Raw genomic sequence first — 21,039 nt, forward strand, 5'->3', positions numbered from 1 at the left:
TAAGAATTTTTAAAGTTTCAATATTATACTTTAGTATAGATTGAATCTTCATTAAATTATAAATTAAAGTATATTCTGAAAGTGTTCGTGCAAGAATCTCTAATAAGTGAATGGCCGAATAATATTTTCAAGATTAATATTTTGTCGTATGTGATCTGTACTGTTATATAGTTTAAAAGATATTTCTAAAAAATTGATCCACTGCTTAATAGTATCATTTTCAAACATATTTACATGATTTAATATATCTAATTTATTTTGAAATAATCGATTGTGATTAATTTCGAAACCTGAGTACCCTGCGTGACCATATAGTGTATCTTTACAGAAAAAATATCCTCCATTTGGCATTTTTTTTACCCATTCATCCCTAATTGAATAAGTGTTATATAATGCAGTTATACGGTTTGAATCTAAGTATTTATTCCAATCAAAACCTGTATTGAGAATTGAACCAGCTAAAACTACACCACAAAATTTGTCACTATTATCATTATATAATTCTAAGTATTTCGCAAAAATATATGTTCCTAGGGAATGACCAAAAATTGCAATAGGGCCATTAAACTGCTCTCTTACTTTAATAAGCCATATACGGAAATCTTCAGCAATTTTTTCTCTTCTTTTGCTATTTAATAATGTAGTTGGGCATTCTCGACCGTATACAAATGGTGCAATCCCCCACCCAGAATTTGAGGCTAATAATGAAAAATAACTGAGCCAATATGCATTCGTATTTACTCCATGAATGGGTATTATTATTCCTTTGCGGCTATATGGAAGTATCTTAGTCTGCCCACTGTATATTTCAATTACAGTATTATAAAGCACAGGCTTCTGGGAAGGAATTATGGGAGCTTCATTATTTGAATTTACTGGAATGCAAGCAATCCCTTTAGCCACTCCCGACTTTGAATGGGCTAATAGAAAGATAAATGCATCTAAGAGTAATGGGTTATCTTCAGAAATATATTGAATATCAACTCGAGTTTGACCTATTAATAAGCTTTCTGGACATTTTTGAGTAAGCAGATTATTTTTGAATACCACAACTATATCTAAATCTGCGGGATTTGGATTAGATGAAACAAATGATCCTCCGATAAGGAGATATGAAGCATGGGCGGATTCAGCCCATCTATGAATTTGACTGAGTGAAGAAGCAAAATGCCAACGTTCATTTACAGAAGTTTCTGTCGGACTACAATAGTCTTTAATAAAATTTTCTAATGAAAAGTTGTGAATTCCATAACTTAATTCTTTTGTAGTCACATTGCCCCCAAATTGGCATAGTAGTATTTTTTGATTGAAAATTAACAATACTAATCAAGTAATTTAATTTTTAATTACTTTATTATCTAACTATTTTTATAATTTAACATAAAATATTTATAAGAAACAAACAAATATAAAGAATGTTATACTATATTTTTATATTTAATAGATGGTATAAATACAGTTTATAATTTCATAAATTTGTCACTATGTAATTGCCATATTATTTCAAATGTATATTTAAGACTGTACTTACCTTTCTTCAAAACAATATCTTTTGACAGTCTTTTCTTTTAATTTCTACTGCTTACTCAAAACCAATTCTTTAATCTTCACAGCCTTCTCAAAGTGATCTAGCTTATGCTCCATAATCCACCAATGCGCTGCTTCCATCAGTAACTCAGGGTTGTCATTTTTATTTTTAAAAAAAGCATAAAAAGATAGACCGACATTGTCACCCTTCTTTTCAATTTTATCGTCGCATCCCTTAATAAAAATTTCTCTTAATTCATTTCTCATATTTAGTATCACTTCAAGTCTATAAAACTAAGACGACTTATTACGTTCGCCCCAATCGCACATCATATCTAATAAAGGAATCAAAGACTGTCCTCTTTCTGAAAGACGATATTCGACTTTTGGCGGAATTTGAGGATATTCCTTGCGATGAATTAGTCCATCTCTTTCTAATTCTTTGAGTGTATTGCTAAGTGTTCTAAACGAAATATTGCCAATGCAGCGTTGCAGCTCATTAAAACGCATGACGGTTTTTCCATAAAGCCAATACATAATAATCATCTTATATTTGCCGTTAATCAAAGAAAGGGTGTAGCCAAAACCCGTATCTTCTAATGGCGTATACGTTGGAATGCAGTCATCCATTTTTAAAATCCATACTATCTTTTAGTATAGTATATAACATAAATTACCGTACTTATATTTAGGAAAGCACACTTCTATAATCGATTTATCTACTTTTCGATAAGCGTGTTTTCATAATGAAAAAGACATTAGTCATTGTTACCCATCCTCACATAGACCAGTCTGTTGTAAATAAAAGATGGATTGAGGAACTAGAAAAGCATCCCGATCAATTTACGGTTCACCAAATTTATCAAGCTTACCCAGACGGGGTGATTGATGTCGCCAAAGAGCAAGCACTTGTCGAAGAACATGAAAATTTAGTCTTTCAATTTCCAGTGTATTGGTTTAACTGCCCACCGCTATTAAAACAATGGTTAGATGAAGTTTTGGTGTATGGTTGGGCTTATGGTTCAGAAGGCAACAAGCTCAAAAATAAAAAGTTTATGCTGGCTTTATCTGCTGGTGGGCAAGAACAAGTTTATTCAGAAAGCGGAGAGTATCAAATTTCTTTAGAGAAGATTTTTACACCATTTGAACTAACAGCTTTATATGTTGGGGCAGTCTATCAACCGCTTCATGCATTTTATGGTTTAGACACAAACCCTTCAGAAGACGACGATGTTCCGACTCACCAAGACATAGACAATAATGCGATTCAGTATGTTCAGAAGTTGTTAGCGTTGTCTAAGTAAGTTTAAAGATGGGAAAGGCCTAAGCGTAAGAGTTTGGGTCTTTAAAGAATGGATAAAAATTTTGATATCTTTCTAATTTTCGATAAATCATTTGCAAAAACCAATTTTGTCTATAACTTGAAAATACAATAATACGTCTTTGGAAAAAATTATGAATATCGCGCCTTTTCCATTTCAAATTACAAACTGGGAAGAAATTGAAGTCACTGAATATAGCGGTGAAACTGGAAAAGCTTATTGGAAAACTCAATTTTTTGGTGAAGAAGGAAACAAAATAAGAGTAAGACTTGTAGAGTACTCGGCAAATTACTTAGCTGATCATTGGTGTGAAAAAGGACATATTTTATTTTGCCTAGAAGGTGAGTTAGAAAGTAGGTTGAAGGATGGGCGAACATTTACTTTAACTTCAGGAATGAGTTATCAGGTAGGGGATAATTCGGAGCCACATCAGTCTTTTAGCCTGAATGGTGCGAAGTTACTTATAGTTGATTAGAGTGATTTTATTTAGATTCATTAAAAAGAGTGCAATAAAAAAGACCCAAATCTAAACGATTTAGGTCTTTTTTTAATTCTGGCGGTGAGAGAGGGATTCGAACCCTCGATACGCGCAAACGTATACACACTTTCCAGGCGTGCTCCTTAAGCCACTCGGACACCTCACCAAGGCGTGCGATAGTAACTAAAAAAACAAGTTCTGCCAAGATTTAAGATGAGCTTTACAGAAAAAAAATAATAGAGGTGATAAGATTGCGATAAAAATCATGTTGGTTTAATTACACAATGCAAAATACGGCCAAAAAAGCAACCTTGCCTGCCACGGCTTTGGCAGCTCTTGGGGTGGTCTTTGGAGATATTGGAACAAGTCCACTCTACGCCTTAAAAGAGTCCTTCCATGCCGCGCATGGGTTGGGAATTAAGCCTGAAAACGTATTAGGAATTTTATCTATTATTTTTTGGTGCTTAATGCTGATCATCAGTATTAAGTATGTCGCCATCGTCATGCGTGCAGACAACAATGGCGAAGGCGGAATCATGGCCTTACTCGCATTGAACTTACGTAAAGCCAAAATTGCCGATAACAAAAAAATCTACATGATTGCCATTGGTTTTATTGGCGCATCGCTGTTTTTTGGTGACGGTATTATTACCCCAGCCATTTCGGTACTCTCGGCAGTCGAAGGCTTGTCTATTGCCACCAATGTGTTTGACCCATTCATCATGCCAATTGCGATTACCATTATCATCGCGTTGTTTTTGGTACAAAAACACGGTACTGCCTTTGTAGGTAAGTTTTTTGGCCCGATTACAATGGTGTGGTTCTTAGCTTTAGGAATGTTAGGTCTTCATAGTGTCATTCAAACCCCTGTGGTGTTAGGCATGTTTAGTCCGCATTGGGCAATTCAGTTTATCTATCACCAACCGCTAATGACCTTTTTTGTTATGGGTGCTGTGGTATTAACAGTCACTGGTGGTGAAGCACTTTATGCCGATATGGGACATTTCGGACCAATTCCGATTCGTCTAGCATGGTTCTTTGTAGTGTTGCCGTGTTTAGTTTTAAACTACGCAGGTCAAGGTGCATTACTATTAAGAGATCCATCGGCAATTGAAAACCCGTTCTATTTATTGGTGCCGCAGTGGGCACTTTACCCAATGATTATTATGGCGACCATGGCGACCGTGATTGCCTCTCAAGCCGTAATTTCTGGGGTATTTTCGCTTGCTCGCCAAGCAATTCAATTGGGTTACTTACCACGTTTAAGCATTAAACATACCTCTGAGTCTGAAGAAGGTCAGATTTATATTCCTTTCTTAAACTGGTTACTTTTAATCGCAATTATCATCTTAATTTTGATTTTCAAAAGCAGTTCAAACTTGGCAAGTGCTTATGGTCTCGCTGTAACCTTGACGATGCTGTGTGACACAATTTTGGTTGCTGTGTTTATCTATTCGGCTTGGAAGTGGAGTCTGCCAAAAGTGCTACTCCTGATTATTCCATTCTTTGTTCTAGAGTCGGTATTGGTGGGCGCAACTTCACTTAAAATCTTGTCGGGTGGTTGGGTTCCATTACTCATTGGTGCGATTGCAGTGACCATTTTAATGACATGGAAACGTGGCCGTGAGCTCACTTTTGCCAAGCTCGAACACGATACGTTATCACTCGATTTGTTTGTGAAAAGTATTGGTAATAGCGTGCACTGGGTTCCGGGCGATGCCGTCTTTATGACAGGTACGCCAAACGTGGTTCCACATGCCATGCTGCATAACATCAAGCACAACAAAGTGCTCCATCAGCGCAATATCTTGGTCACTGTGGTGATTGAAGATGTTCCGTTTGTCGGGCCAGAAGACCGTATTTCAACAGAAACTTTAGCTGAACATTTCTTCCGTATTAAAATTTTCTACGGCTTTAAAGATGAAATGAATGTACCAAAAGCACTTATGCAAGCTTACGAGCAGTTAGGTCTTGAATATGACTTAATGCATATCAGCTTCTTTATTTCCCGCGATCGTATTGTTCATTCGGTGGGCGATGGTATGTCTCCATGGAGAGAAAAACTATTTATCTCTATGCAGCGTAATACCAGTCCGGTGAGTGATTTCTACCAAATTCCAACCAACCGTGTGGTTGAGTTAGGCAGTCAAATCGAAATATAAAAATTCATGAAATAAAAAAACCAAGACACATGTCTTGGTTTTTTTATGGCTTTGTTTATTGAGCTTGAACAGGCGCATCTGCTGGCAAAGGACCATCTTTTGCCATTGGGTCTGCCGACTGAGTTGGATCCGCCGGAGGTGGGGTCATATTTTGGTCTTGTGGCGCTGGAGACGCTTGATTTGGTGCAGGAGCATCCATTGGTGCAGCCGGAGGTGCCATTTCACCGCCTGCTGGAGGCGCTGGTGGAACATCTGCTGGAATAGGAGCACCTGTAGGTGCTGCATTTGTTGGTGCAGCAGAAACTTGCTGTACTTGTCCGCTATTAACTAAGTCACTAATAGAGCCGGGTTGGCCATTTACAGTTGTTGTAACTTTTACTTTAGATAAACTTTCTAAAGTTTCTCCTGGCTGGACTGCTGGTTCAGCCAAAGCGGCCATACTACATAATCCCGTGATTACGCCAATACCAATAATCTTTGAATGGATCATTAAGTGGACTCCGTTTATATTTTTATCCAAATTTGTGGAGCTAACCATGTCATAAGCAATCAGTGCTTTTCAACGAAAGATACGCAATTGACGTAATTCAATAGCCAAAGCCTCTAAGAAGCCCAACAAATTGTTACGTATAGTGGAGTAGAGTTACAAAAAATATGACTATGTTTTAACCATTTGAAAGATAAGAGATATACTTAAAAAAGCAGGATTGTTAAGCTGCGGGTGGACAGTGGTATTGATATAAACATGGCAACTAAAAAACGTAGTAAGGGTACAAACCAATTTTCTATAAGTGGACATTTTGGCAAGATTATTCTTGCTTGTATTGCGGCCGGAAGCTTTGCAATTGCTTTTGGTAGTGAAAAAATTTCGCAGTGGTTTTCGCCTTTAAGTACCAATTCAACTTGTCTTAATCAGTTTTATCGTGAAGTACCACCCGCTTTAAATAAAGAAAGCTTAAAAAAAGACAGTTATCCGCTGTGCTTTAATGGCTTTAATGTCTTGTATTCAGGCATTTCTAAAACGCCGTTATGGTCGGCTGAACATCTAAGTCCGGAACGTTTAAGTGTCAAAATTAAGCGTGAAGATAGTTTTCATGAAGAAACCCGTATTGATCTAAAGCACCGTTCACTGTTAAGTGACTATCGTGGCTCAGGTTATGACCGTGGTCATATGGCACCGAATGGCGATATGCCAAATAAGAACTCACAGGCCGATAGCTTTTCGTTAAGTAACATGGTGCCACAAGCGCCTAAAAATAATCAGGAAGTCTGGCGTAAGCTTGAAGAAGCCACACGTGCCCTTGCCACTAAGCAGAAACAAGATGTATATGTGGTTACCGGCCCTGTTTTTGAAGGTAAGCGTCTTAAAACTATTGGAAAGGGTGTAATTGTTCCAACCGCCGTTTATAAAGCGGTATATATACCAAAAACAGGCGCTATTGGGGCTTACTACGCACCCAATAATAATTCTCTGCAAGTGAGAGTGGTGAGTGTTTGCTACCTTGAAGAACGATTAGGCGTTAACCTGTTCCCGCAGTTAACTGAGCAGCAAAAGCGTAATGTCTATCGTCTACCTTTAACGGCCACATCGGTTAAGCCAAATCAGAAGTTAGACTATTTACATTGGGATGGTGAGAGCCAATGTGAACAGGACTTAAACGCTGATCAAATTAAAGCGTTACAAGATCAGTTTAAAAAGCAAAAAAGTGGCTCGTCAGAACCAATGGAAGCAAAAGTTCCAAGCATTGATGAAGAAACACGCCAAGCGATTGTGAAACAATTGGTTGAAGCCTTGGTGAACTATTTCTTACAAATATTGAAGTAAGCAATTTTTTTTATTGTTATTGCACAGCCTTAAAATTATACAATAAGATAAATAGACAGATCTGTCTGATTTTTTTATTTTAATAAGGACAATAACAATGTTTGCCTCGATGTTTCTTTTTTCATTTGCAATGTCTATTACCCCGGGTCCCGTGAATACCGTAATTTTATCGACCAGTTTAAATCATGGTTTAAAAAGGTCGCTTCCTTACATTTCAGGCGCGACCATTGGTTTTACCTTACTTTTGATTTTTATGGCATTTGGTCTTCAGAGTTTATTAACTCAATTTCCTGTTGTGTTAAAAATTCTTGCGATTTGTGGCACCTTATTTGTTTGTTACATCGGTATAAAAATTATTCTTTCTGCTGCCAACATTTCCATTTCAAATGCTCCTGTAGAGCATATTATTATCCCCAATTTTAAAGATGGCTTCTTATTACAGTGGCTTAACCCCAAGGCTTGGCTGGCGTGCGTGTCTGGCATTACCATGTTTACAAGCATTGAAAACCCACAGTCGTTGCCCATCTTTATCATTATTTATTTCTTCACTTGTTATGCATGTTTGTTCTTTTGGGGACTATGTGGCGATAAATTTTCGGTGGTACTGAATCATGGCAACCGTTTGAAATATTTTAATATCTTGATGGGAGCATTCTTAATTTTATCGGCACTTTTAATTTTGATTGATTTTTTTTAAATTGGTCGTATTACACTGTGAACATATAACAACGAGACAACACTTATGTTTAAGCCATTTGAAAAGGGTACAGAGTCTTCTTCAATTGAAGATTTAACATTAGAAAATCAGGTTGATTACGTCAGCATTTATGGCAACTTGCAAATTACTAAAGACAAAGTCGGATTAGAACAAGCGAAGACCCTACAGAGCTTTTTAAACGATGTAGTTGCGGCTTTGGAAAAAGAAGAATTGCCTGAGAAAATTGAACGTCCAGCTGAACAAGAAATTAATAATCCGTTTTTATAATTTATGCATTCTATGTCTTATATTTAGCATGGCCGTGCTGCCATACAGTCTTTAATACCACGTTAGGTCTTATTGAGTTTGTATAGACATTTCTTACTTTTGAAAGCCCAAAAGTAAACAAAAGGCTTTGTTGATCAGAGGGTACATCCATGTACCCCTGCTCAACAGGTGACATTCATGTCACCCACCGCGATAGTAGATTGAGTCTAAGAAAAGTTAATCCTTATCCCCAGCAACCACTTTATAAATAATCGCCCCAATCACAGCACCTAAAATCGGCGCCACCCAGAACAACCATAATTGACTTAAAGCCGCAGTTTCAGCAAAGAACGCAACGCCTGTACTACGTGCAGGGTTCACCGAAGTATTGGTTACTGGAATACTGATTAAGTGAATAAGCGTTAACCCTAAACCAATTGCGATAGGAGCGAAGCCAGCAGGCGCTCGACGGTCAGTTGCACCTAAAATAATGATTAAGAAGAAAGCAGTAAGTACCACTTCAATTAAGAAAGCAGAACCTAAGCCAAATTTATTTGGTGATAAATCACCAAAACCATTTGAAGCAAAACCACCAACACCGCTAAAGCCAGCTTGACCTTGAGCAATAATGTAAAGAACAAATGCAGCAGCGGTCGCACCAACCACTTGTGCAATAATATATGGAATTAAATCTTTAACATCGAAGCGGCCGCCGACCCAAAGGCCAACACTTACCGCGGGATTAAAATGTCCACCTGAGATATGCCCTAGAGCATAAGCACCTGTCAGTACGGTTAAACCGAAGGCAAGGGCTACACCTGCAAAGCCAATACCAAGTTCGGGGAAAGCTGCGGCTAACACTGCGCTACCACAACCACCAAAGACAAGCCAAAATGTACCTAGAAACTCAGCAAAATATTTATTCATTATGATTACTCATCTATTCGTCTATTTTAATTAATGTGAATTACGTCACACAAATTTGAAGCATGTGACTATATGAAATTTTTGTTTTCAGTGTTGTTTTAATCAAGAAAAGAATTGTAAGTTTTGGTAGGTTAATTATTGTTCAAAAAATAATCTCGCCATTTTTGGGGTGTTTGACCTGTCCAATGTTTGAAAGCTCTTTGAAAAGCACTTTGCTCTGAATAACAAAGCAAAAGAGCAATCTCTTGTAAGCTTAAATGCGGATCTTTTAAATATTCAGTCGCCAACATAAATCTCACTTGTTGTACTCGCTCCTGAAAGGTGGTGTTTTGCTGCTGCAAATGTCGTTGTAGCTGTCTAATAGATAGGCTTAAAGAATTTGCGATTGATTCGATTTGATATTGGTTTTTTTGTAGGCCCGTTAAAATGGCATATTGAAGACGTTGATCTATTTGAGTCGAACTCGGTAATTTTTCTAATAGCGCTTGTGCTTGCTGAACAAGTAACTGTTGTAATGTATGGTCTGCGCTACTTAATGGCTTTTTAATTTCAGTAAGAGGAATTAACAGTTCGGTACGTGGTTGATTAAACTTAACCCGACATTGAAAATATTTTTCATAGACCATCATATTTTTAGGTGCAGAATTTAAAAAATGCACCTCATGTAAATGTACATCTTGATGTGACATGAAAAGCCGTAAAAATTGGACGACTAATGCAATGGCAATTTCATCGGTCAACTGGGTCGGATGAAGCTCGGTTGCTTCCCAACGAATAGAAGCATATTGCCCATGTAGCTCAACAGCTAAAGGGCTACCGTCATAGATCAGGCGATGAAAATCATAATAACGAGTTAATGCTTCACCTAAGTTGTCACAAGATAAAGCAAGGTAGGCAATAATCCCTAAATGTTTAGGCTGTACATATTTTGCAATTTCGAGGCCTAATGCGGGCTTCGGATCTAGCTGATAAATGACTTCTAATAAATCACGCCAAACCACATAGTCAAAGCGTTCCAGATTTTGAATTTTTTCTAATTGCTCAGGAACTGCTAATTGATTGGCCTCACAATAAGCTTTTAATAGGTGTCCCAATCCTCCATAGACAGAACCTGTGTAATTTTTTAGTTGTGGCATCCCAACCACCTCTTTCTTGTCGTGATTTGTCAATCAAACCATAAATTCTGGTCAATACATAGCATATTAAATTTTATATTCTGAATAAAAAGAAAAAGGAGTAAAGCGATGTTAAAAGGGTTTATTGCTGGAATTGCGGTGGCTAACGCATTTGAATGGGTCGCTCATAAATATATTTTGCATGGGGTACATCGTGCTGGACAACCGAGATATAGCCCTGTGCCAAAAAGCATGGAGTCACATTGGGCACATCATCGTGAAGTACGTAAACAGCAATTTCATGATGATTGCTATGTGGAAGGTGTTGGAAACTGGCGGACTAAAAATGAGTTAATTTCACTAGCGGTGGTGGCAACTGTTTCAAGCGCAATTTTCTATCCATTTTCAAAAGGTATGGCACTTGCAGCTTGGTACAGTGCCGGTAATTATTACTATATTCATCGCCGTGCACATTTAGAGCCTGAATGGGCAAAGCGTAAAATTCCGTGGCATTACGACCACCACATGAACTCTAATCAAGATGCCAACTGGTGTGTGACCAAGCCTTGGTTTGATTACGTCATGGGAACCCGCGTTGTTTCTTCGGCAGATTTAAAAGAACAAAATCCTTTGGGTATATGGTTACCGACAGTGATTGCTAAACCGTTAACTCAAGCTGTAGAAACAATCTTTCCTGCAAAATGGGTCGAGAAAAAAGAAAAACCTAAACTCATCGGTGATGTGAATGTTGTAGACGGTGCTGCATAAAAAAAGGGGCATATCGCCCCTTTAAATATCAATATGCTTATAAGCGCATTTCAATGCCTTGTTCAGCCAAATATTGTTTAGCTTCTGGAATGGTATATTGGCCAAAGTGGAAAATACTTGCTGCCAATACTGCATCGGCACCACCTTGTAAAATACCATCTGCAAGGTGTTGTAAGTTACCTACACCGCCAGATGCAATCGTTGGAATGGTAACGCGGTCATTAATAGCACGCATTAATGCAATATCGTAACCCGCTTTAGTACCGTCGGCATCCATACTGGTGATGAGTAACTCACCCGCACCATAGTCAGCCATTTTTACAGCCCATTCAATCGCATCAATACCTGTTGGTTTACGTCCACCATGGGTAAAGATTTCCCATTTGTTATCACCAGTTTTTTTAGCATCAATTGCAACCACAATACATTGCGCGCCAAAGTGCTGTGAAGCTTCTTGAACAAATTCTGGGTTAAATACGGCAGCTGAGTTAATACTCACTTTATCTGCCCCTGCATTTAATAACGCACGAATATCTTCAACTTTACGTACACCACCACCAACAGTTAATGGCACAAATACAGTCTCTGCCATACGTTCAACAGTACGGTAAGTGGTATCACGTCCATGATGTGTAGCGGTAATGTCTAAAAAGGTAATTTCGTCTGCACCTTGTTCGTTATAACGACGTGCCACTTCAACAGGGTCGCCAGCATCACGAATATCGAGGAATTGAACGCCTTTAACTACGCGTCCGTTATCAACGTCTAGGCAAGGAATAATACGTTTAGCAAGCATAGCTTTTTCCAAAAATAATCGCCGTTGGTGAAAGTTCCTACACAGGCGCTACACCTTCATGGAGGGAAGAGGTATTCTATCAAACTTCACAGATGTTTTTTGCAGGTTTTCCATGTCGGTTTATACCACTTTGAGTTTAGATGAAGTTCGCGCCTTTGCTGCACCTTATGGATTAGAGGTGTTGGAGCTGAACCCAATTCAGGGAGGTATTCAAAACACCAATTATTTTTTGGTTGATGTAAACCGTAAGCAATATGTACTCACTGTATTTGAAGAGCTAGATGCTCAAGGGGCGGGTGAACTCATTCCAGTTCTTGAACAACTGGGAACTCATGATGTACCAGTTGCTGTGCCGTTAAAACATAGTGGACAAGCGGTTCATGTTATTGCAGAAAAACCTGCACAGATTGCACCACGTTTAATGGGGCACCATCCCACGCAAACCACAGTTGCACAGGTTGCTGCTATTGCAGACGCACAGGCAAAGCTGCATGTTGCTTTGCAAGATTTTCCGCTTGAGCGTGAATATAGACGTGATCATCAATATTGGACGGGCGTGGCTGAACAGCTTAAACCAAGCATGACTCCAGAGGACCAAAATTTACTTGAACAGGTCTATCAAGCTTTTAATGCGAAAACAGCACAGTATTCAAACCGACCAACAGGTTTTATTCATTCAGATTTGTTCCGCGACAATACTTTGTTTGAAGGCGAGCAACTACAAGGTATTCTAGATTTTTACGAGCTCAATCAAGATGAATTGCTATTTGATATTGCGATTACCATCAACGATTTTTGTACCGAATATCCAGCAGCGCATTTAAACTCAGACAAAGTGGCGGCTTACTTAGAGGCATATCAAAAAGTTCGTACACTTACTTCAGATGAACTTGCATGTTTAGATGTATTCTTGGCAATGGCGGCGTGCCGTTTTTGGTCGATGCGTTTGCAAGTCGCTCAAAAAAATAAAGAAGAAGGACGTACAGGCGACGACATTTTGCAAAAAGATCCGCTAGAAATGCGAGCGATGATGCAAGACCGTTTGAACCACGTAAAAGCATAAAAGGAATAAAGATGCGAGATCAGGGGCGATTAGTCGAATGGTTCGACGAAAAAGGTTATGGCTTTATTCAGCCAGATGATGCTGAAAAAGAGCGAGTCTTTTTGCATATCAAAGATTTTGCACGCCCCGGTCCTCGGCCAATTATTGGCTGTGCACTGGAATATCTGGTTATTCTCGATGAACGAGGTCGCTTTCGTGCCCAGCAGGTGACCTACCTAAAAGCATCTCAAACTCGTAAAACGTCAAAACCTGTAAAAACAGAATCTTCTTTTCAAGCTAAACCCTGGTCTGCCATGCAAATGGGGATCGTCGTTTATTTTATTTTAATGGGCATTATGAGCTTTATCCATACTTTGCCAGCTTATACCCTATTGTTTGTTTTAATGATGAATGTGCTGGGTTATTGGCTCTATTCACAAGATAAGGAAGCTGCACAATTGGGTAATCGCCGTGTGCCTGAACAAACATTGCATATTGTCAGTTTTTTAGGGGGCTGGCCTGCTGCATGGTGGGCACAACAAAAACTGAGACATAAAACACAAAAACAACCCTTTCGTAAGATTTATTTTTGTACCATATTCCTTCATTTACTTTTGATTTTATGGCTAATTTCTCCCTTAAACGTATTGCGGGGCTCATAAAAGTAAATTGTTTTATTAAACTTGAGAGGTATAAAAATGAATAGTTCTATCGACCAAGATTCAAATCGTATTTTAACACTTGTTTTATATGTACTTTATATTGTTGCTATTTTTACTGGTGGCTTACTTGCGGTTATTGCTCTAATTATTAACTACGTAAAACGCTCTGATGTACAAGGTACAATTTTTGCGAGCCACTTTACATGGCAAATCAGAACATTCTGGTGGTATCTTGCTTGGAATATTATTGCCTTTTTGCCGTTTATTTTCTTGTTCTTTACTGGTGAAAATACCGATCTGTTTGCAGGGGTTGCAGTCTCATCGACCGTATTCTGTGTAGGTGTAATTGGCGCTGCGTGGATCTGGATTGTATATCGTGCAATTCGCGGCTTGATTGCTTTAAATGATAACCGTCCGATGTATCAATAAATCATGATTATTGAACATGTGCATTTGAGTATAAAGTCTGGGCAAAGTGAAGCATTTCTTGAAGCTTTCGAGCAAGCTAAACATATTGTTTATCCAATGGAAGGCTTTAATGCTGTCCAACTCATTAGTCATGCAACTGACCCACATCATTATATTGTAATGATCTTTTGGGATGAGATTGAAAATCATACAGAAGGGTTTAGAAAGTCTGAGGCTTATCAGGAGTGGAAAACATTGCTCCATCCATTTTATGATCCAATGCCGACAGTTGAGTATTATCAACCCTGTATATTATTAAAGAAAAAATAATAGATAAAAAGAGAGCATTTCGCTCTCTTTTTATTCTTGAATTCTTTTGACTTTTTTGGTCGGCAACTTAATTTTTAACTCACTGACTAAAACACCCAATACCACTAAAGCACCACCAAAAAGAGCAATGACTGGTAAACGCTCACCAGCAATTCGACCAATAATGCCCGCCCAAACGGGTTCTCCTGCATAAATAATCGCAGCACGTGAAGGGTCAACCACACGTTGAGCCCAGTTCATAACAAATTGAATAAGCGCACTAGCTAAGCCTAATGCAACAGCAATCAGCACCAGAGGCCATGAAAATGCGGGAATCGAATGTTCACCGACCACAGGCATAATCGCAAAAGAAATTAGAGAGGCAACACCGAGTTGAATGATAGTGACACGGCGTAAATTTACTTTTCCAGCAAAGTAGCTAATAAAAATAATCTCTAAAGCAATCGCAAATGCGCCAAGCACTGTTAAAAGCTGCCCAAAACTTAATGAAATTTGCTTAAAACCATTACCTGTCAACAAAACAAGACCAGCAAAAGCAAGGACTGCTCCAACCCACGTCATGATATGCGGAGTTTTTCTAAAGATGAGCCACATTAAAAGAGGGACGAGCGGCACATAAAGTGACGTTAAAAACGCCGATTCACTGCTTGGAATGGTTTGAAGACCAATCGTCTGTGTGCCATAGCCCGCCGCAATCACAAGTCCAATCGCGCTACCTGCACCTAAATCTTTTAACGTTATACCTTTCATGCTTTTTAATGAAATAAGCAATAAAGTAAGCGCAGCGACCGCGAAACGACAGCCCACAAAAAACATAGGTGATGAAAAATTCAGTGCATATTGCACAGTAAGAAATGTTCCGCCCCAAATAATAGTAATTAGGAGGAGTGCTAACTGAGGCGCTTTGCTTGAATTTAAAGAAATTGGTGACATACTCAAATCAGGAGAAATTGTGCAATATACTGCACATATTGCAGTATTCCTATGTTTTGTGCAATATATTGCTCATATTTTCTTTGTTACTTGTTTTATGATCCAGTCCAGCACCGTTTTACAGCATGTCGGCACAAACATTCGTTCATTACGAGATGAGAAGGGATTAAGCCAACAGGACTTGGCCGATCAGGCTGGTGTGAGTAGACGAACAATTGCTGCTTTAGAAACGGGGCAAGTCAATATTAGCTTGGCTAAACTCGATGCGATTGCGGTAGTGTTGGGCGTAGATTTTAGAACGATTGTGAGTGCACCAGAGCTCAAAGAACAATCCTTCGTGAATGTACTAGCTTGGCAGGGGGACAAAGAAGAAAGCAAAGCAACTTTACTGGCTTCAGTTCCATCTCGGTCTCAAGTTGAGCTGTGGACATGGTCATTGGCAGTGGGGGAATCTTATATTGCCGAAGCTGATGCAGAAGGGTGGCAAGAACTTATTTACGTATTAGAAGGTGAGTTGACCATACAATTTACCGACAGTACGAAAATTATTGCTGCTGGTTCATCTTTTAGTTTTGCTAGTTCAGTGATTTACACCTATATCAATAGTGGTAACCAAGTGCTTAAATTTATTCGTAATGTGGTTTATTGATTTTAATAAAAAAATTTGAAGAGAAATATAAATGCCCAAATGGCTGAGAATATTAATATTATTTATTTTTAGTTTATATCTCGTGATCACGACTAAGGGATTTGTGGTGGATGCATATTATGTGTATAAAAATTTTCATGAAGTGAAGCAACAGAATTGTGAGCTTATTGGAAATATAACAAAACAAAATTATTGTAATCAAATAATTGCATATAAATACAAAATGGTTTTGTTTGAAGATTCTCATTTTAAGTCTAATGAATACTATATTTCTTTCTATAAACTCAATCCTGAAGCGATCCAAAGTTTATCAGAATGGTTAATAAGTGCAGAAAATAAAAAGCTCCTATCGCAAGTGAATAATGAAAAAGATGAGTTCTTTTTTGTACAACGACCGGCAAAAAAAGTTTGGCTTCTTCCTCATTTGAAAAAATACTGTCTTAATTCCAATGAGCCGTGTTTAAGAAAAAGATTAGGAATATCGGATAATCAGATTAATCAGCATTATTCATATATAGTTTATGGTCCGGATGATTTGTATTGGCAAATTATTCAGAATAGCAAAATAAGCTGTAAACAAAATTTTAGTTTTAATAAAGAAATAGCTTTACATCAAGGGTTAAAGCTATATGTGCCTAAAAATTCGATAGAGAATAAATATTTAATTTGTTATGACTCTACAACTGGCATAGTTCGGCTAACTTTGAGAACAACTTCTAGTTATCTTAAATAAAATTATATAGTTAATAAAAAAGAGCCTAAAGCGGCTCTTTTTTTACATCTTAAAAATTAAAGACGATTTTCATCTAACAAAAGCTGAGCTTCACGAAGGTTCAGTGAACCTTCATAAATTGCGCGACCTGTAATCGCACCTAAAATGCCTGGTTGGCCTATCAAGTTGCGAACGTCATCAAGGTTAGTTACGCCACCTGAAGCAATTACGGGTAAGCCTGAGTATTGAGCTAAGTTGACAGTTTGCTCAACGTTTACACCTTGCATCATGCCGTCACGAGCAATATCTGTGTAAACAATGCTAGATACGCCAGCATCAGCAAAACGTTTTGCTAAATCAGTTGCTTTAACGTCAGTTACATTAGCCCAACCGTCAGTTGCAACCATACCATTCATGGCATCAATACCAACAATGATGTGGCCAGCAAAGCGTTTACAAGCTTCTTCTACAAATTCAGGCTCTTGAACTGCTTTAGTACCGATAATGACAAAAGTCACACCAGCTTCTAAATAATGTTCAATTGTTTCTAATGAGCGAATACCACCACCAATTTGAATTGGTAATTCTGGCTGAGCTTTAGCAATTGCTTCAACAATAGGTTTATGAATTGGAGTGCCTGCGAAAGCGCCATTCAAATCGACCAAATGCAAACGACGTGCGCCTTCATTTACCCAATGTTGGGCAGTTGCAACCGGATCATCAGAGAAAACAGTATCGTCTTCCATACGCCCTTGTTTTAAACGCACACATTTACCATCTTTCAGGTCAATTGCAGGAATGATTAGCATGCTTCCGCTCCTTGCTTCATCATGATTATGAAATTTTGCACATCTTAGCAAAGTATTGATCAATCGCTAAGCCTTAGAAAAGACTTTTATAACTTTACGCTTGAAGTGCGGTTTGAATAGTTTGAGAAATGTGAGCGGGTAATAGTTTTTGTTTTCTGAGCTCTAGAAATACCAATAAAGCAGCATATGCATCGGCGGCGGCGTAGCTGATTTGCTGAGGACTAAGTGGCTTTCGTGCCCAATTTGAAGTTCCAACTTTTTTCGACTTTGCAAGATATTGCTCAAATAACAGCACCACTGCTTTTTGTACCCCCAGTTGCTGTTTAAAACCAAAATGGCTAAAGCCTTTTGCGAGGTCAACACAACCTTCGAGTTCAATGCCTTTTTTATGAAAAATATACTTATCATTTTTTAGGCCAAAACCGACTTTAATTTGTTTTGGGTTGGATAAAATGGGCTGTAAGAATTTTAAAGTGAATGAATTTACATGAAACAGATATGCTTTTTGTTCAGTAGCCAGTTGAATCAAATGCGGACCAGTTGAGACTTCGCCCACCCGAAACGTGGGTTTAGATTCGGAATCAAATCCTAGAAAATGGGCTGCTTTTAATTCATTTTCAATATTTTTACATTGCTCGATATTTTCAATCACCACAATATTTTGGTGGTTAAGATTTTCGAAAGGAGGAAGCTGCTGAATAGAGGCTTTATCAAGGAGGGGAGAGGCTTCGGACATATTTAACAGCATACAAAAGAATTGAGCTATTAGCTTTATATATGAATAAAGCCTAGAGAACTAGGCTTTATAAAAGACCACAAGAAATTATTGAGACTGAGAAGGTGTACCAATTTCAATACTTTCACTTTTTTCAATATAACTTTGATAACTCGGAACCATAATTCCAGCAATAACACCGAAAACAAATACGAGCGGAATAATGACAATATAGATCCAGCCTAAAACACGCTCCCAGCCAAGAGTTGGGCGCTGTGGACCATAATCATTAGTGCCCTCGGTACCTTTTGCTACAAATAGATAAATCATAAAAATAAAGTTTACGACAGGTATAAGCATCAGTAGTGATAGCCATCCTGTATTATTAAGATCATGTAAGCGACGGATAGTAAATACAAAATTAAAATATGCAAAGACTATATAAATAATGAGTAATAGGATCATTCCTAATGTCATAATATTTGATGAACCCATCTCTGATGGGTTTGAGCGGAGCCATAACATGCTTGATAAGGCAATCATGAAAGTTATTAAACTAATAATAAATGTCCATGCAGCATAAGATAAACGCCCAAAACGACCACTTGCTTTAAAGGGTGACTCTTGTTGAAGCGGTTGATTTTCAAAAGGTGGATTCATTTTATTTTCCTGATCATTTGGTTTTATATAAAAGTTTGAATCTTCAATATTTTGTTGAATAAAAAATCATTTTATAAATGACTAGATTGTTATTATAAATAAAAAAATAGATCAGGCCATCACGGCCTGATCTATTTTATTTTTTAAAGGAAATTAAATATTCCATTCCACAAAGTTTTTAAGTAACTGCAAACCAGCAGTGTGGCTTTTCTCTGGGTGGAATTGAGTCGCAAATAAATTATCTTTGTGAATTGCTGTGCAGAAGTTCACACCATAGTCACAGGTCGCAGCTACAACGCTTTCATCTTTAGGTTCGACATAATAACTATGTACAAAGTAAAAACGTGCATCTTGCTCAATGTTGTTCCACATTGGGTGGCTTGGGTCCAGTTGCTGAACCTGATTCCAACCCATATGTGGCACTTTTAAGCCTTCCATTTGCGGAAAGTGTTTTACTACACCTTCAAAAATACCTAGGGCGTCTACACCGCCATTTTCTTCTGAGCTTTGTAGTAAGGCTTGCATGCCAACACAAATCGCAAGAACTGGTTTATTAAAAGCGGCTTGACGTACAACCTCATCAATACCCGCTTCACGCATACCTTGCATACAGTCGCGCATTGCGCCAACACCTGGAAAAACAATTTTGTCGGCTTTTGCAATTAATTTAGGATCATTAGTCACATCGACTGTTGCACCTACATGCTCAAGGGCTTTAGCCGCTGAGTGTAAATTGCCCATGCCATAATCAAGCAACGCGATACGTGTCATCAGAGGCTACCTTTTGTCGATGCAATCGTGTTTTCTGCACGTGGATCAACCTCACATGCCATACGTAAAGCACGAGCTAGTGCTTTAAACACACTTTCAATTTGATGGTGGCTATTTTTACCTTTCAAATTATCGATGTGTAAGGTCATAAGCGCATGGTTTACGAAACCTTGGAAAAACTCGGAAAATAAATCGACATCAAATGTACCGATACGCGCACGGGTAAATGGAATATCCATGAATAAACCTGGGCGACCAGATAAATCTACAACAACTCGAGATAGGGCTTCGTCTAATGGTGCATAAAAATGACCATAGCGTTTTAAGCCTTTTTTATCGCCTAAAGCTTGTGCAAAAGCTTGTCCAAGCGTGATACCACAGTCTTCTACGGTGTGGTGATCGTCAATATCGAGGTCTCCGTCACAATGAATATCGATATCAAATAAGCCATGTCGCTTGATTTGATCAATCATATGGTCTAAAAATGGAACTCCGGTGTTTAGTGTGCCTTGACCAGTACCATCGAGATTTAAACGAACTCGAATTTTGGTTTCATTGGTATTTCTAACCACTTCACTGATACGTTGCGTCATGGACACGTTCCTCAAAAAAACGTCAAAAATGATTGGATGTTAACGACAATTTCGCTGTGACGAATTCGTGACAGCATCATAGTTTGCTCAGGAGGGTTAATCAATGCCTATTACCGTACACGCTTATAGTTCTCTAGATAATTCAGAGATCCGCGATCAGCTTGAGCGACTGTATGATACAAGTCCGGAGTTTGGCGACGGGCACGATGCGATTGAACAACTTGAACAAGATTTACAACAGTATACCACGCTATACACTGCTGAATTTAACACCAAAATTATAGGGGCAATCTGGTCTTCAGGACAAGGTGAAAGCAAAGTACTTGAATATATTGTGGTGCATCCTGCTAACCGGGGTCGTGGGGTAGCAGAGCGCTTGGTTGAAGAAGCTTGCCGTATAGAAGAGTCAAAAGGTGTAAAGATTTTTGAGCCGGGTTGTGGGGCTATTCATCGTTGTTTGGCCCATATTGGTAAATTACATAGCTAAATATCCATGCTAAATAGGTAGGAGTGATTTAAAAATAATCACTTGTTACAAAAAATACGGAAGTGGCTTGACGTGATCATATAAACATTGTTTAATACGCCCACTTCGGCGTGATAGCTCAGTAGGTAGAGCAACGGATTGAAAATCCGTGTGTCCCCAGTTCGATCCTGGGTCTCGCCACCACTATATGTGTTTTCAATCCCTGATCCCATCAGGGATTTTTTTTGAGTATAAAAAATACTCATTTAAATCATAAACTCAGGATAATAGTTGACTATTCTTCTGAGATACGGCTTAATACAGGCCATCGGCGTGATAGCTCAGTAGGTAGAGCAACGGATTGAAAATCCGTGTGTCCCCAGTTCGATCCTGGGTCTCGCCACC

At 38.4% G+C, this 21,039-nt stretch carries 28 protein-coding genes and 3 tRNA genes; 16 read left to right on the forward strand and 15 right to left on the reverse strand.

The annotated features are described in order from the left end of the window. Positions 1-99 precede the first annotated feature (99 nt). The 3 genes from KTH84_RS11185 to KTH84_RS11195 all read right to left on the reverse strand — a co-directional run bounded on the left by KTH84_RS11185 (position 100) and on the right by KTH84_RS11195 (position 2,157). Positions 100-1,272, reverse strand: a complete 1,173-nt coding sequence (locus tag KTH84_RS11185) for a lysophospholipase (RefSeq protein WP_262473151.1) — start codon at positions 1,270-1,272, stop codon at positions 100-102. Between the two features lie 303 nt (positions 1,273-1,575). Next, positions 1,576-1,794 (reverse strand): DUF6500 family protein, encoded by a 219-nt coding sequence (locus KTH84_RS11190; RefSeq protein WP_262473152.1) that lies wholly within the window; start codon positions 1,792-1,794, stop codon positions 1,576-1,578. A gap of 27 nt (positions 1,795-1,821) precedes the next feature. Further along, positions 1,822-2,157 (reverse strand): winged helix-turn-helix transcriptional regulator, encoded by a 336-nt coding sequence (locus KTH84_RS11195; protein ID WP_056482292.1) that lies wholly within the window; start codon positions 2,155-2,157, stop codon positions 1,822-1,824. A 116-nt stretch (positions 2,158-2,273) separates the two neighbouring features. Between KTH84_RS11195 and KTH84_RS11200 the strand changes: the two genes are divergently transcribed. Together KTH84_RS11200 and KTH84_RS11205 are read left to right on the forward strand one after the other, a co-directional pair. Next, positions 2,274-2,831 carry an NAD(P)H-dependent oxidoreductase gene (locus KTH84_RS11200; RefSeq protein WP_262473153.1) on the forward strand — a complete coding sequence of 186 codons (558 nt, stop codon included), beginning with the start codon at positions 2,274-2,276 and terminating at the stop codon, positions 2,829-2,831. 151 nt (positions 2,832-2,982) lie between these two features. Then, positions 2,983-3,324 (forward strand): DHCW motif cupin fold protein, encoded by a 342-nt coding sequence (locus tag KTH84_RS11205; protein WP_001017478.1) that lies wholly within the window; start codon positions 2,983-2,985, stop codon positions 3,322-3,324. A gap of 79 nt (positions 3,325-3,403) precedes the next feature. On the opposite strand, the gene KTH84_RS11210 is transcribed toward KTH84_RS11205, so the two are convergent. Next, positions 3,404-3,493: transfer RNA gene (locus KTH84_RS11210), tRNA-Ser, on the reverse strand. 118 nt (positions 3,494-3,611) lie between these two features. Between KTH84_RS11210 and KTH84_RS11215 the strand changes: the two genes are divergently transcribed. Then, a complete protein-coding gene (locus KTH84_RS11215) occupies positions 3,612-5,489 on the forward strand; it encodes a potassium transporter Kup (protein ID WP_262473154.1) in 1,878 nt (625 codons plus the stop codon). Between the two features lie 55 nt (positions 5,490-5,544). Here the strand turns inward: KTH84_RS11215 and KTH84_RS11220 are convergent, their stop codons facing one another. Continuing rightward, positions 5,545-5,979: a hypothetical protein gene (locus KTH84_RS11220; RefSeq protein ID WP_133971412.1), complete on the reverse strand. Its 435-nt coding sequence runs from the start codon at positions 5,977-5,979 to the stop codon at positions 5,545-5,547. Positions 5,980-6,234: 255 nt separating this feature from the next. Between KTH84_RS11220 and KTH84_RS11225 the strand changes: the two genes are divergently transcribed. The 3 genes from KTH84_RS11225 to KTH84_RS11235 all read left to right on the forward strand — a co-directional run bounded on the left by KTH84_RS11225 (position 6,235) and on the right by KTH84_RS11235 (position 8,299). After that, positions 6,235-7,314, forward strand: a complete 1,080-nt coding sequence (locus KTH84_RS11225) for a DNA/RNA non-specific endonuclease (protein ID WP_262473155.1) — start codon at positions 6,235-6,237, stop codon at positions 7,312-7,314. A 97-nt stretch (positions 7,315-7,411) separates the two neighbouring features. After that, positions 7,412-8,011, forward strand: coding sequence for a LysE family translocator (locus KTH84_RS11230; protein ID WP_202743387.1), 600 nt, complete (start codon positions 7,412-7,414; stop codon positions 8,009-8,011). 45 nt (positions 8,012-8,056) lie between these two features. Further along, the gene (locus KTH84_RS11235; protein ID WP_262473156.1) at positions 8,057-8,299 is read left to right on the forward strand and encodes a hypothetical protein; all 243 of its coding nucleotides are present in this window, start codon (positions 8,057-8,059) and stop codon (positions 8,297-8,299) included. 10 nt (positions 8,300-8,309) lie between these two features. Here KTH84_RS11235 and KTH84_RS11240 read toward each other — a convergent pair whose 3' ends face one another. The 3 genes from KTH84_RS11240 to KTH84_RS11250 all read right to left on the reverse strand — a co-directional run bounded on the left by KTH84_RS11240 (position 8,310) and on the right by KTH84_RS11250 (position 10,341). Then, complete coding sequence (locus tag KTH84_RS11240; RefSeq protein WP_133971416.1) at positions 8,310-8,474, reverse strand: hypothetical protein; 165 nt, start codon at positions 8,472-8,474, stop codon at positions 8,310-8,312. A gap of 41 nt (positions 8,475-8,515) precedes the next feature. Next, positions 8,516-9,205 (reverse strand): aquaporin Z, encoded by a 690-nt coding sequence (gene aqpZ / locus KTH84_RS11245; protein ID WP_133971418.1) that lies wholly within the window; start codon positions 9,203-9,205, stop codon positions 8,516-8,518. 131 nt (positions 9,206-9,336) lie between these two features. Then, entirely contained in the window at positions 9,337-10,341 is a 1,005-nt protein-coding gene (locus tag KTH84_RS11250) for an AraC family transcriptional regulator (protein ID WP_262473157.1), read from the reverse strand. Positions 10,342-10,449: 108 nt separating this feature from the next. On the opposite strand from KTH84_RS11250, the gene KTH84_RS11255 reads away from it, so the two are divergent. Next, positions 10,450-11,088, forward strand: a complete 639-nt coding sequence (locus KTH84_RS11255; protein ID WP_262473158.1) for a hypothetical protein — start codon at positions 10,450-10,452, stop codon at positions 11,086-11,088. A gap of 37 nt (positions 11,089-11,125) precedes the next feature. Here KTH84_RS11255 and hisF read toward each other — a convergent pair whose 3' ends face one another. After that, positions 11,126-11,884, reverse strand: coding sequence for an imidazole glycerol phosphate synthase subunit HisF (hisF, locus tag KTH84_RS11260; protein ID WP_000880078.1), 759 nt, complete (start codon positions 11,882-11,884; stop codon positions 11,126-11,128). A 112-nt stretch (positions 11,885-11,996) separates the two neighbouring features. Here hisF and KTH84_RS11265 point away from each other — a divergent pair, with 112 nt between their 5' ends. From KTH84_RS11265 to KTH84_RS11280, 4 genes are read left to right on the forward strand one after another with little or no spacing between them, the layout of a single operon-like run. Next, entirely contained in the window at positions 11,997-12,947 is a 951-nt protein-coding gene (locus tag KTH84_RS11265; RefSeq protein ID WP_262473159.1) for a homoserine kinase, read from the forward strand. 11 nt (positions 12,948-12,958) lie between these two features. After that, positions 12,959-13,588, forward strand: coding sequence for a DUF1294 domain-containing protein (locus KTH84_RS11270; protein WP_262473160.1), 630 nt, complete (start codon positions 12,959-12,961; stop codon positions 13,586-13,588). 36 nt (positions 13,589-13,624) lie between these two features. After that, positions 13,625-14,017, forward strand: coding sequence for a DUF4870 family protein (locus KTH84_RS11275; RefSeq protein WP_262473161.1), 393 nt, complete (start codon positions 13,625-13,627; stop codon positions 14,015-14,017). Positions 14,018-14,020: 3 nt separating this feature from the next. Next, positions 14,021-14,326, forward strand: a complete 306-nt coding sequence (locus tag KTH84_RS11280; RefSeq protein ID WP_262473162.1) for an antibiotic biosynthesis monooxygenase family protein — start codon at positions 14,021-14,023, stop codon at positions 14,324-14,326. Positions 14,327-14,356: 30 nt separating this feature from the next. Here KTH84_RS11280 and KTH84_RS11285 read toward each other — a convergent pair whose 3' ends face one another. Then, positions 14,357-15,259 carry a DMT family transporter gene (locus tag KTH84_RS11285; protein WP_262473163.1) on the reverse strand — a complete coding sequence of 301 codons (903 nt, stop codon included), beginning with the start codon at positions 15,257-15,259 and terminating at the stop codon, positions 14,357-14,359. Between the two features lie 97 nt (positions 15,260-15,356). Here KTH84_RS11285 and KTH84_RS11290 point away from each other — a divergent pair, with 97 nt between their 5' ends. Both KTH84_RS11290 and KTH84_RS11295 read left to right on the forward strand, forming a co-directional pair. Then, a complete protein-coding gene (locus tag KTH84_RS11290; RefSeq protein ID WP_262473170.1) occupies positions 15,357-15,908 on the forward strand; it encodes an XRE family transcriptional regulator in 552 nt (183 codons plus the stop codon). A 106-nt stretch (positions 15,909-16,014) separates the two neighbouring features. Beyond that, a complete protein-coding gene (locus KTH84_RS11295) occupies positions 16,015-16,641 on the forward strand; it encodes a hypothetical protein (protein WP_262473164.1) in 627 nt (208 codons plus the stop codon). A gap of 56 nt (positions 16,642-16,697) precedes the next feature. Here the strand turns inward: KTH84_RS11295 and hisA are convergent, their stop codons facing one another. From hisA to hisB, 5 genes are all read right to left on the reverse strand, one after another. After that, on the reverse strand, positions 16,698-17,429 hold the full coding sequence (gene hisA / locus KTH84_RS11300; RefSeq protein ID WP_042895563.1) for a 1-(5-phosphoribosyl)-5-[(5-phosphoribosylamino)methylideneamino]imidazole-4-carboxamide isomerase: 732 nt from the start codon (positions 17,427-17,429) through the stop codon (positions 16,698-16,700). 94 nt (positions 17,430-17,523) lie between these two features. Continuing rightward, on the reverse strand, positions 17,524-18,165 hold the full coding sequence (locus KTH84_RS11305) for a 3'-5' exonuclease (RefSeq protein ID WP_262473165.1): 642 nt from the start codon (positions 18,163-18,165) through the stop codon (positions 17,524-17,526). An 87-nt stretch (positions 18,166-18,252) separates the two neighbouring features. Next, positions 18,253-18,804 carry a DUF805 domain-containing protein gene (locus KTH84_RS11310; RefSeq protein ID WP_133971437.1) on the reverse strand — a complete coding sequence of 184 codons (552 nt, stop codon included), beginning with the start codon at positions 18,802-18,804 and terminating at the stop codon, positions 18,253-18,255. A gap of 153 nt (positions 18,805-18,957) precedes the next feature. Next, the gene (gene hisH, locus KTH84_RS11315) at positions 18,958-19,575 is read right to left on the reverse strand and encodes an imidazole glycerol phosphate synthase subunit HisH (protein WP_262473166.1); all 618 of its coding nucleotides are present in this window, start codon (positions 19,573-19,575) and stop codon (positions 18,958-18,960) included. Continuing rightward, positions 19,575-20,168 carry an imidazoleglycerol-phosphate dehydratase HisB gene (gene hisB, locus KTH84_RS11320; protein ID WP_004639787.1) on the reverse strand — a complete coding sequence of 198 codons (594 nt, stop codon included), beginning with the start codon at positions 20,166-20,168 and terminating at the stop codon, positions 19,575-19,577. Before hisB ends, hisH begins: the two co-directional genes overlap by 1 nt. 103 nt (positions 20,169-20,271) lie before the next feature. Here hisB and KTH84_RS11325 point away from each other — a divergent pair, with 103 nt between their 5' ends. From KTH84_RS11325 to KTH84_RS11335, 3 genes are all read left to right on the forward strand, one after another. Next, the gene (locus KTH84_RS11325; RefSeq protein ID WP_042895552.1) at positions 20,272-20,655 is read left to right on the forward strand and encodes a GNAT family N-acetyltransferase; all 384 of its coding nucleotides are present in this window, start codon (positions 20,272-20,274) and stop codon (positions 20,653-20,655) included. 107 nt (positions 20,656-20,762) lie between these two features. Beyond that, a tRNA-Phe gene (locus tag KTH84_RS11330) sits at positions 20,763-20,838 on the forward strand. Positions 20,839-20,964: 126 nt separating this feature from the next. Next, positions 20,965-21,037, forward strand: a tRNA-Phe gene (locus KTH84_RS11335). The last annotated feature ends 2 nt before the right edge of the window (positions 21,038-21,039 follow it).

It is taken from the genome of Acinetobacter sp. WU_MDCI_Abxb74 (genome assembly GCF_025513915.1).
Classification (GTDB): domain Bacteria; phylum Pseudomonadota; class Gammaproteobacteria; order Pseudomonadales; family Moraxellaceae; genus Acinetobacter; species Acinetobacter calcoaceticus_C.

Excerpts from the sequence above, each read along its gene's own strand:
- KTH84_RS11265 (WP_262473159.1), top strand. The coding sequence starts at position 11,997 with ATGTCGGTTTATACCACTTTGAGTTTAGATGAAGTTCGCGCCTTTGCT.
- KTH84_RS11255 (WP_262473158.1), top strand. The coding sequence starts at position 10,450 with ATGTTAAAAGGGTTTATTGCTGGAATTGCGGTGGCTAACGCATTTGAA.
- KTH84_RS11290 (WP_262473170.1), top strand. The coding sequence starts at position 15,357 with ATGATCCAGTCCAGCACCGTTTTACAGCATGTCGGCACAAACATTCGT.
- aqpZ (WP_133971418.1), bottom strand. The coding sequence starts at position 9,205 with ATGAATAAATATTTTGCTGAGTTTCTAGGTACATTTTGGCTTGTCTTT.
- hisB (WP_004639787.1), bottom strand. The coding sequence starts at position 20,168 with ATGACGCAACGTATCAGTGAAGTGGTTAGAAATACCAATGAAACCAAA.
- KTH84_RS11205 (WP_001017478.1), top strand. The coding sequence starts at position 2,983 with ATGAATATCGCGCCTTTTCCATTTCAAATTACAAACTGGGAAGAAATT.
- KTH84_RS11215 (WP_262473154.1), top strand. The coding sequence starts at position 3,612 with ATGCAAAATACGGCCAAAAAAGCAACCTTGCCTGCCACGGCTTTGGCA.
- KTH84_RS11270 (WP_262473160.1), top strand. The coding sequence starts at position 12,959 with ATGCGAGATCAGGGGCGATTAGTCGAATGGTTCGACGAAAAAGGTTAT.
- KTH84_RS11305 (WP_262473165.1), bottom strand. The coding sequence starts at position 18,165 with ATGTCCGAAGCCTCTCCCCTCCTTGATAAAGCCTCTATTCAGCAGCTT.
- KTH84_RS11310 (WP_133971437.1), bottom strand. The coding sequence starts at position 18,804 with ATGAATCCACCTTTTGAAAATCAACCGCTTCAACAAGAGTCACCCTTT.
- KTH84_RS11190 (WP_262473152.1), bottom strand. The coding sequence starts at position 1,794 with ATGAGAAATGAATTAAGAGAAATTTTTATTAAGGGATGCGACGATAAA.
- KTH84_RS11275 (WP_262473161.1), top strand. The coding sequence starts at position 13,625 with ATGAATAGTTCTATCGACCAAGATTCAAATCGTATTTTAACACTTGTT.
- hisA (WP_042895563.1), bottom strand. The coding sequence starts at position 17,429 with ATGCTAATCATTCCTGCAATTGACCTGAAAGATGGTAAATGTGTGCGT.
- KTH84_RS11250 (WP_262473157.1), bottom strand. The coding sequence starts at position 10,341 with ATGCCACAACTAAAAAATTACACAGGTTCTGTCTATGGAGGATTGGGA.
- KTH84_RS11285 (WP_262473163.1), bottom strand. The coding sequence starts at position 15,259 with ATGTCACCAATTTCTTTAAATTCAAGCAAAGCGCCTCAGTTAGCACTC.
- KTH84_RS11200 (WP_262473153.1), top strand. The coding sequence starts at position 2,274 with ATGAAAAAGACATTAGTCATTGTTACCCATCCTCACATAGACCAGTCT.
- KTH84_RS11235 (WP_262473156.1), top strand. The coding sequence starts at position 8,057 with ATGTTTAAGCCATTTGAAAAGGGTACAGAGTCTTCTTCAATTGAAGAT.
- KTH84_RS11220 (WP_133971412.1), bottom strand. The coding sequence starts at position 5,979 with ATGATCCATTCAAAGATTATTGGTATTGGCGTAATCACGGGATTATGT.
- KTH84_RS11230 (WP_202743387.1), top strand. The coding sequence starts at position 7,412 with ATGTTTGCCTCGATGTTTCTTTTTTCATTTGCAATGTCTATTACCCCG.
- KTH84_RS11195 (WP_056482292.1), bottom strand. The coding sequence starts at position 2,157 with ATGGATGACTGCATTCCAACGTATACGCCATTAGAAGATACGGGTTTT.
- hisF (WP_000880078.1), bottom strand. The coding sequence starts at position 11,884 with ATGCTTGCTAAACGTATTATTCCTTGCCTAGACGTTGATAACGGACGC.
- KTH84_RS11325 (WP_042895552.1), top strand. The coding sequence starts at position 20,272 with ATGCCTATTACCGTACACGCTTATAGTTCTCTAGATAATTCAGAGATC.
- KTH84_RS11225 (WP_262473155.1), top strand. The coding sequence starts at position 6,235 with ATGGCAACTAAAAAACGTAGTAAGGGTACAAACCAATTTTCTATAAGT.
- hisH (WP_262473166.1), bottom strand. The coding sequence starts at position 19,575 with ATGACACGTATCGCGTTGCTTGATTATGGCATGGGCAATTTACACTCA.
- KTH84_RS11240 (WP_133971416.1), bottom strand. The coding sequence starts at position 8,474 with ATGTCACCTGTTGAGCAGGGGTACATGGATGTACCCTCTGATCAACAA.
- KTH84_RS11280 (WP_262473162.1), top strand. The coding sequence starts at position 14,021 with ATGATTATTGAACATGTGCATTTGAGTATAAAGTCTGGGCAAAGTGAA.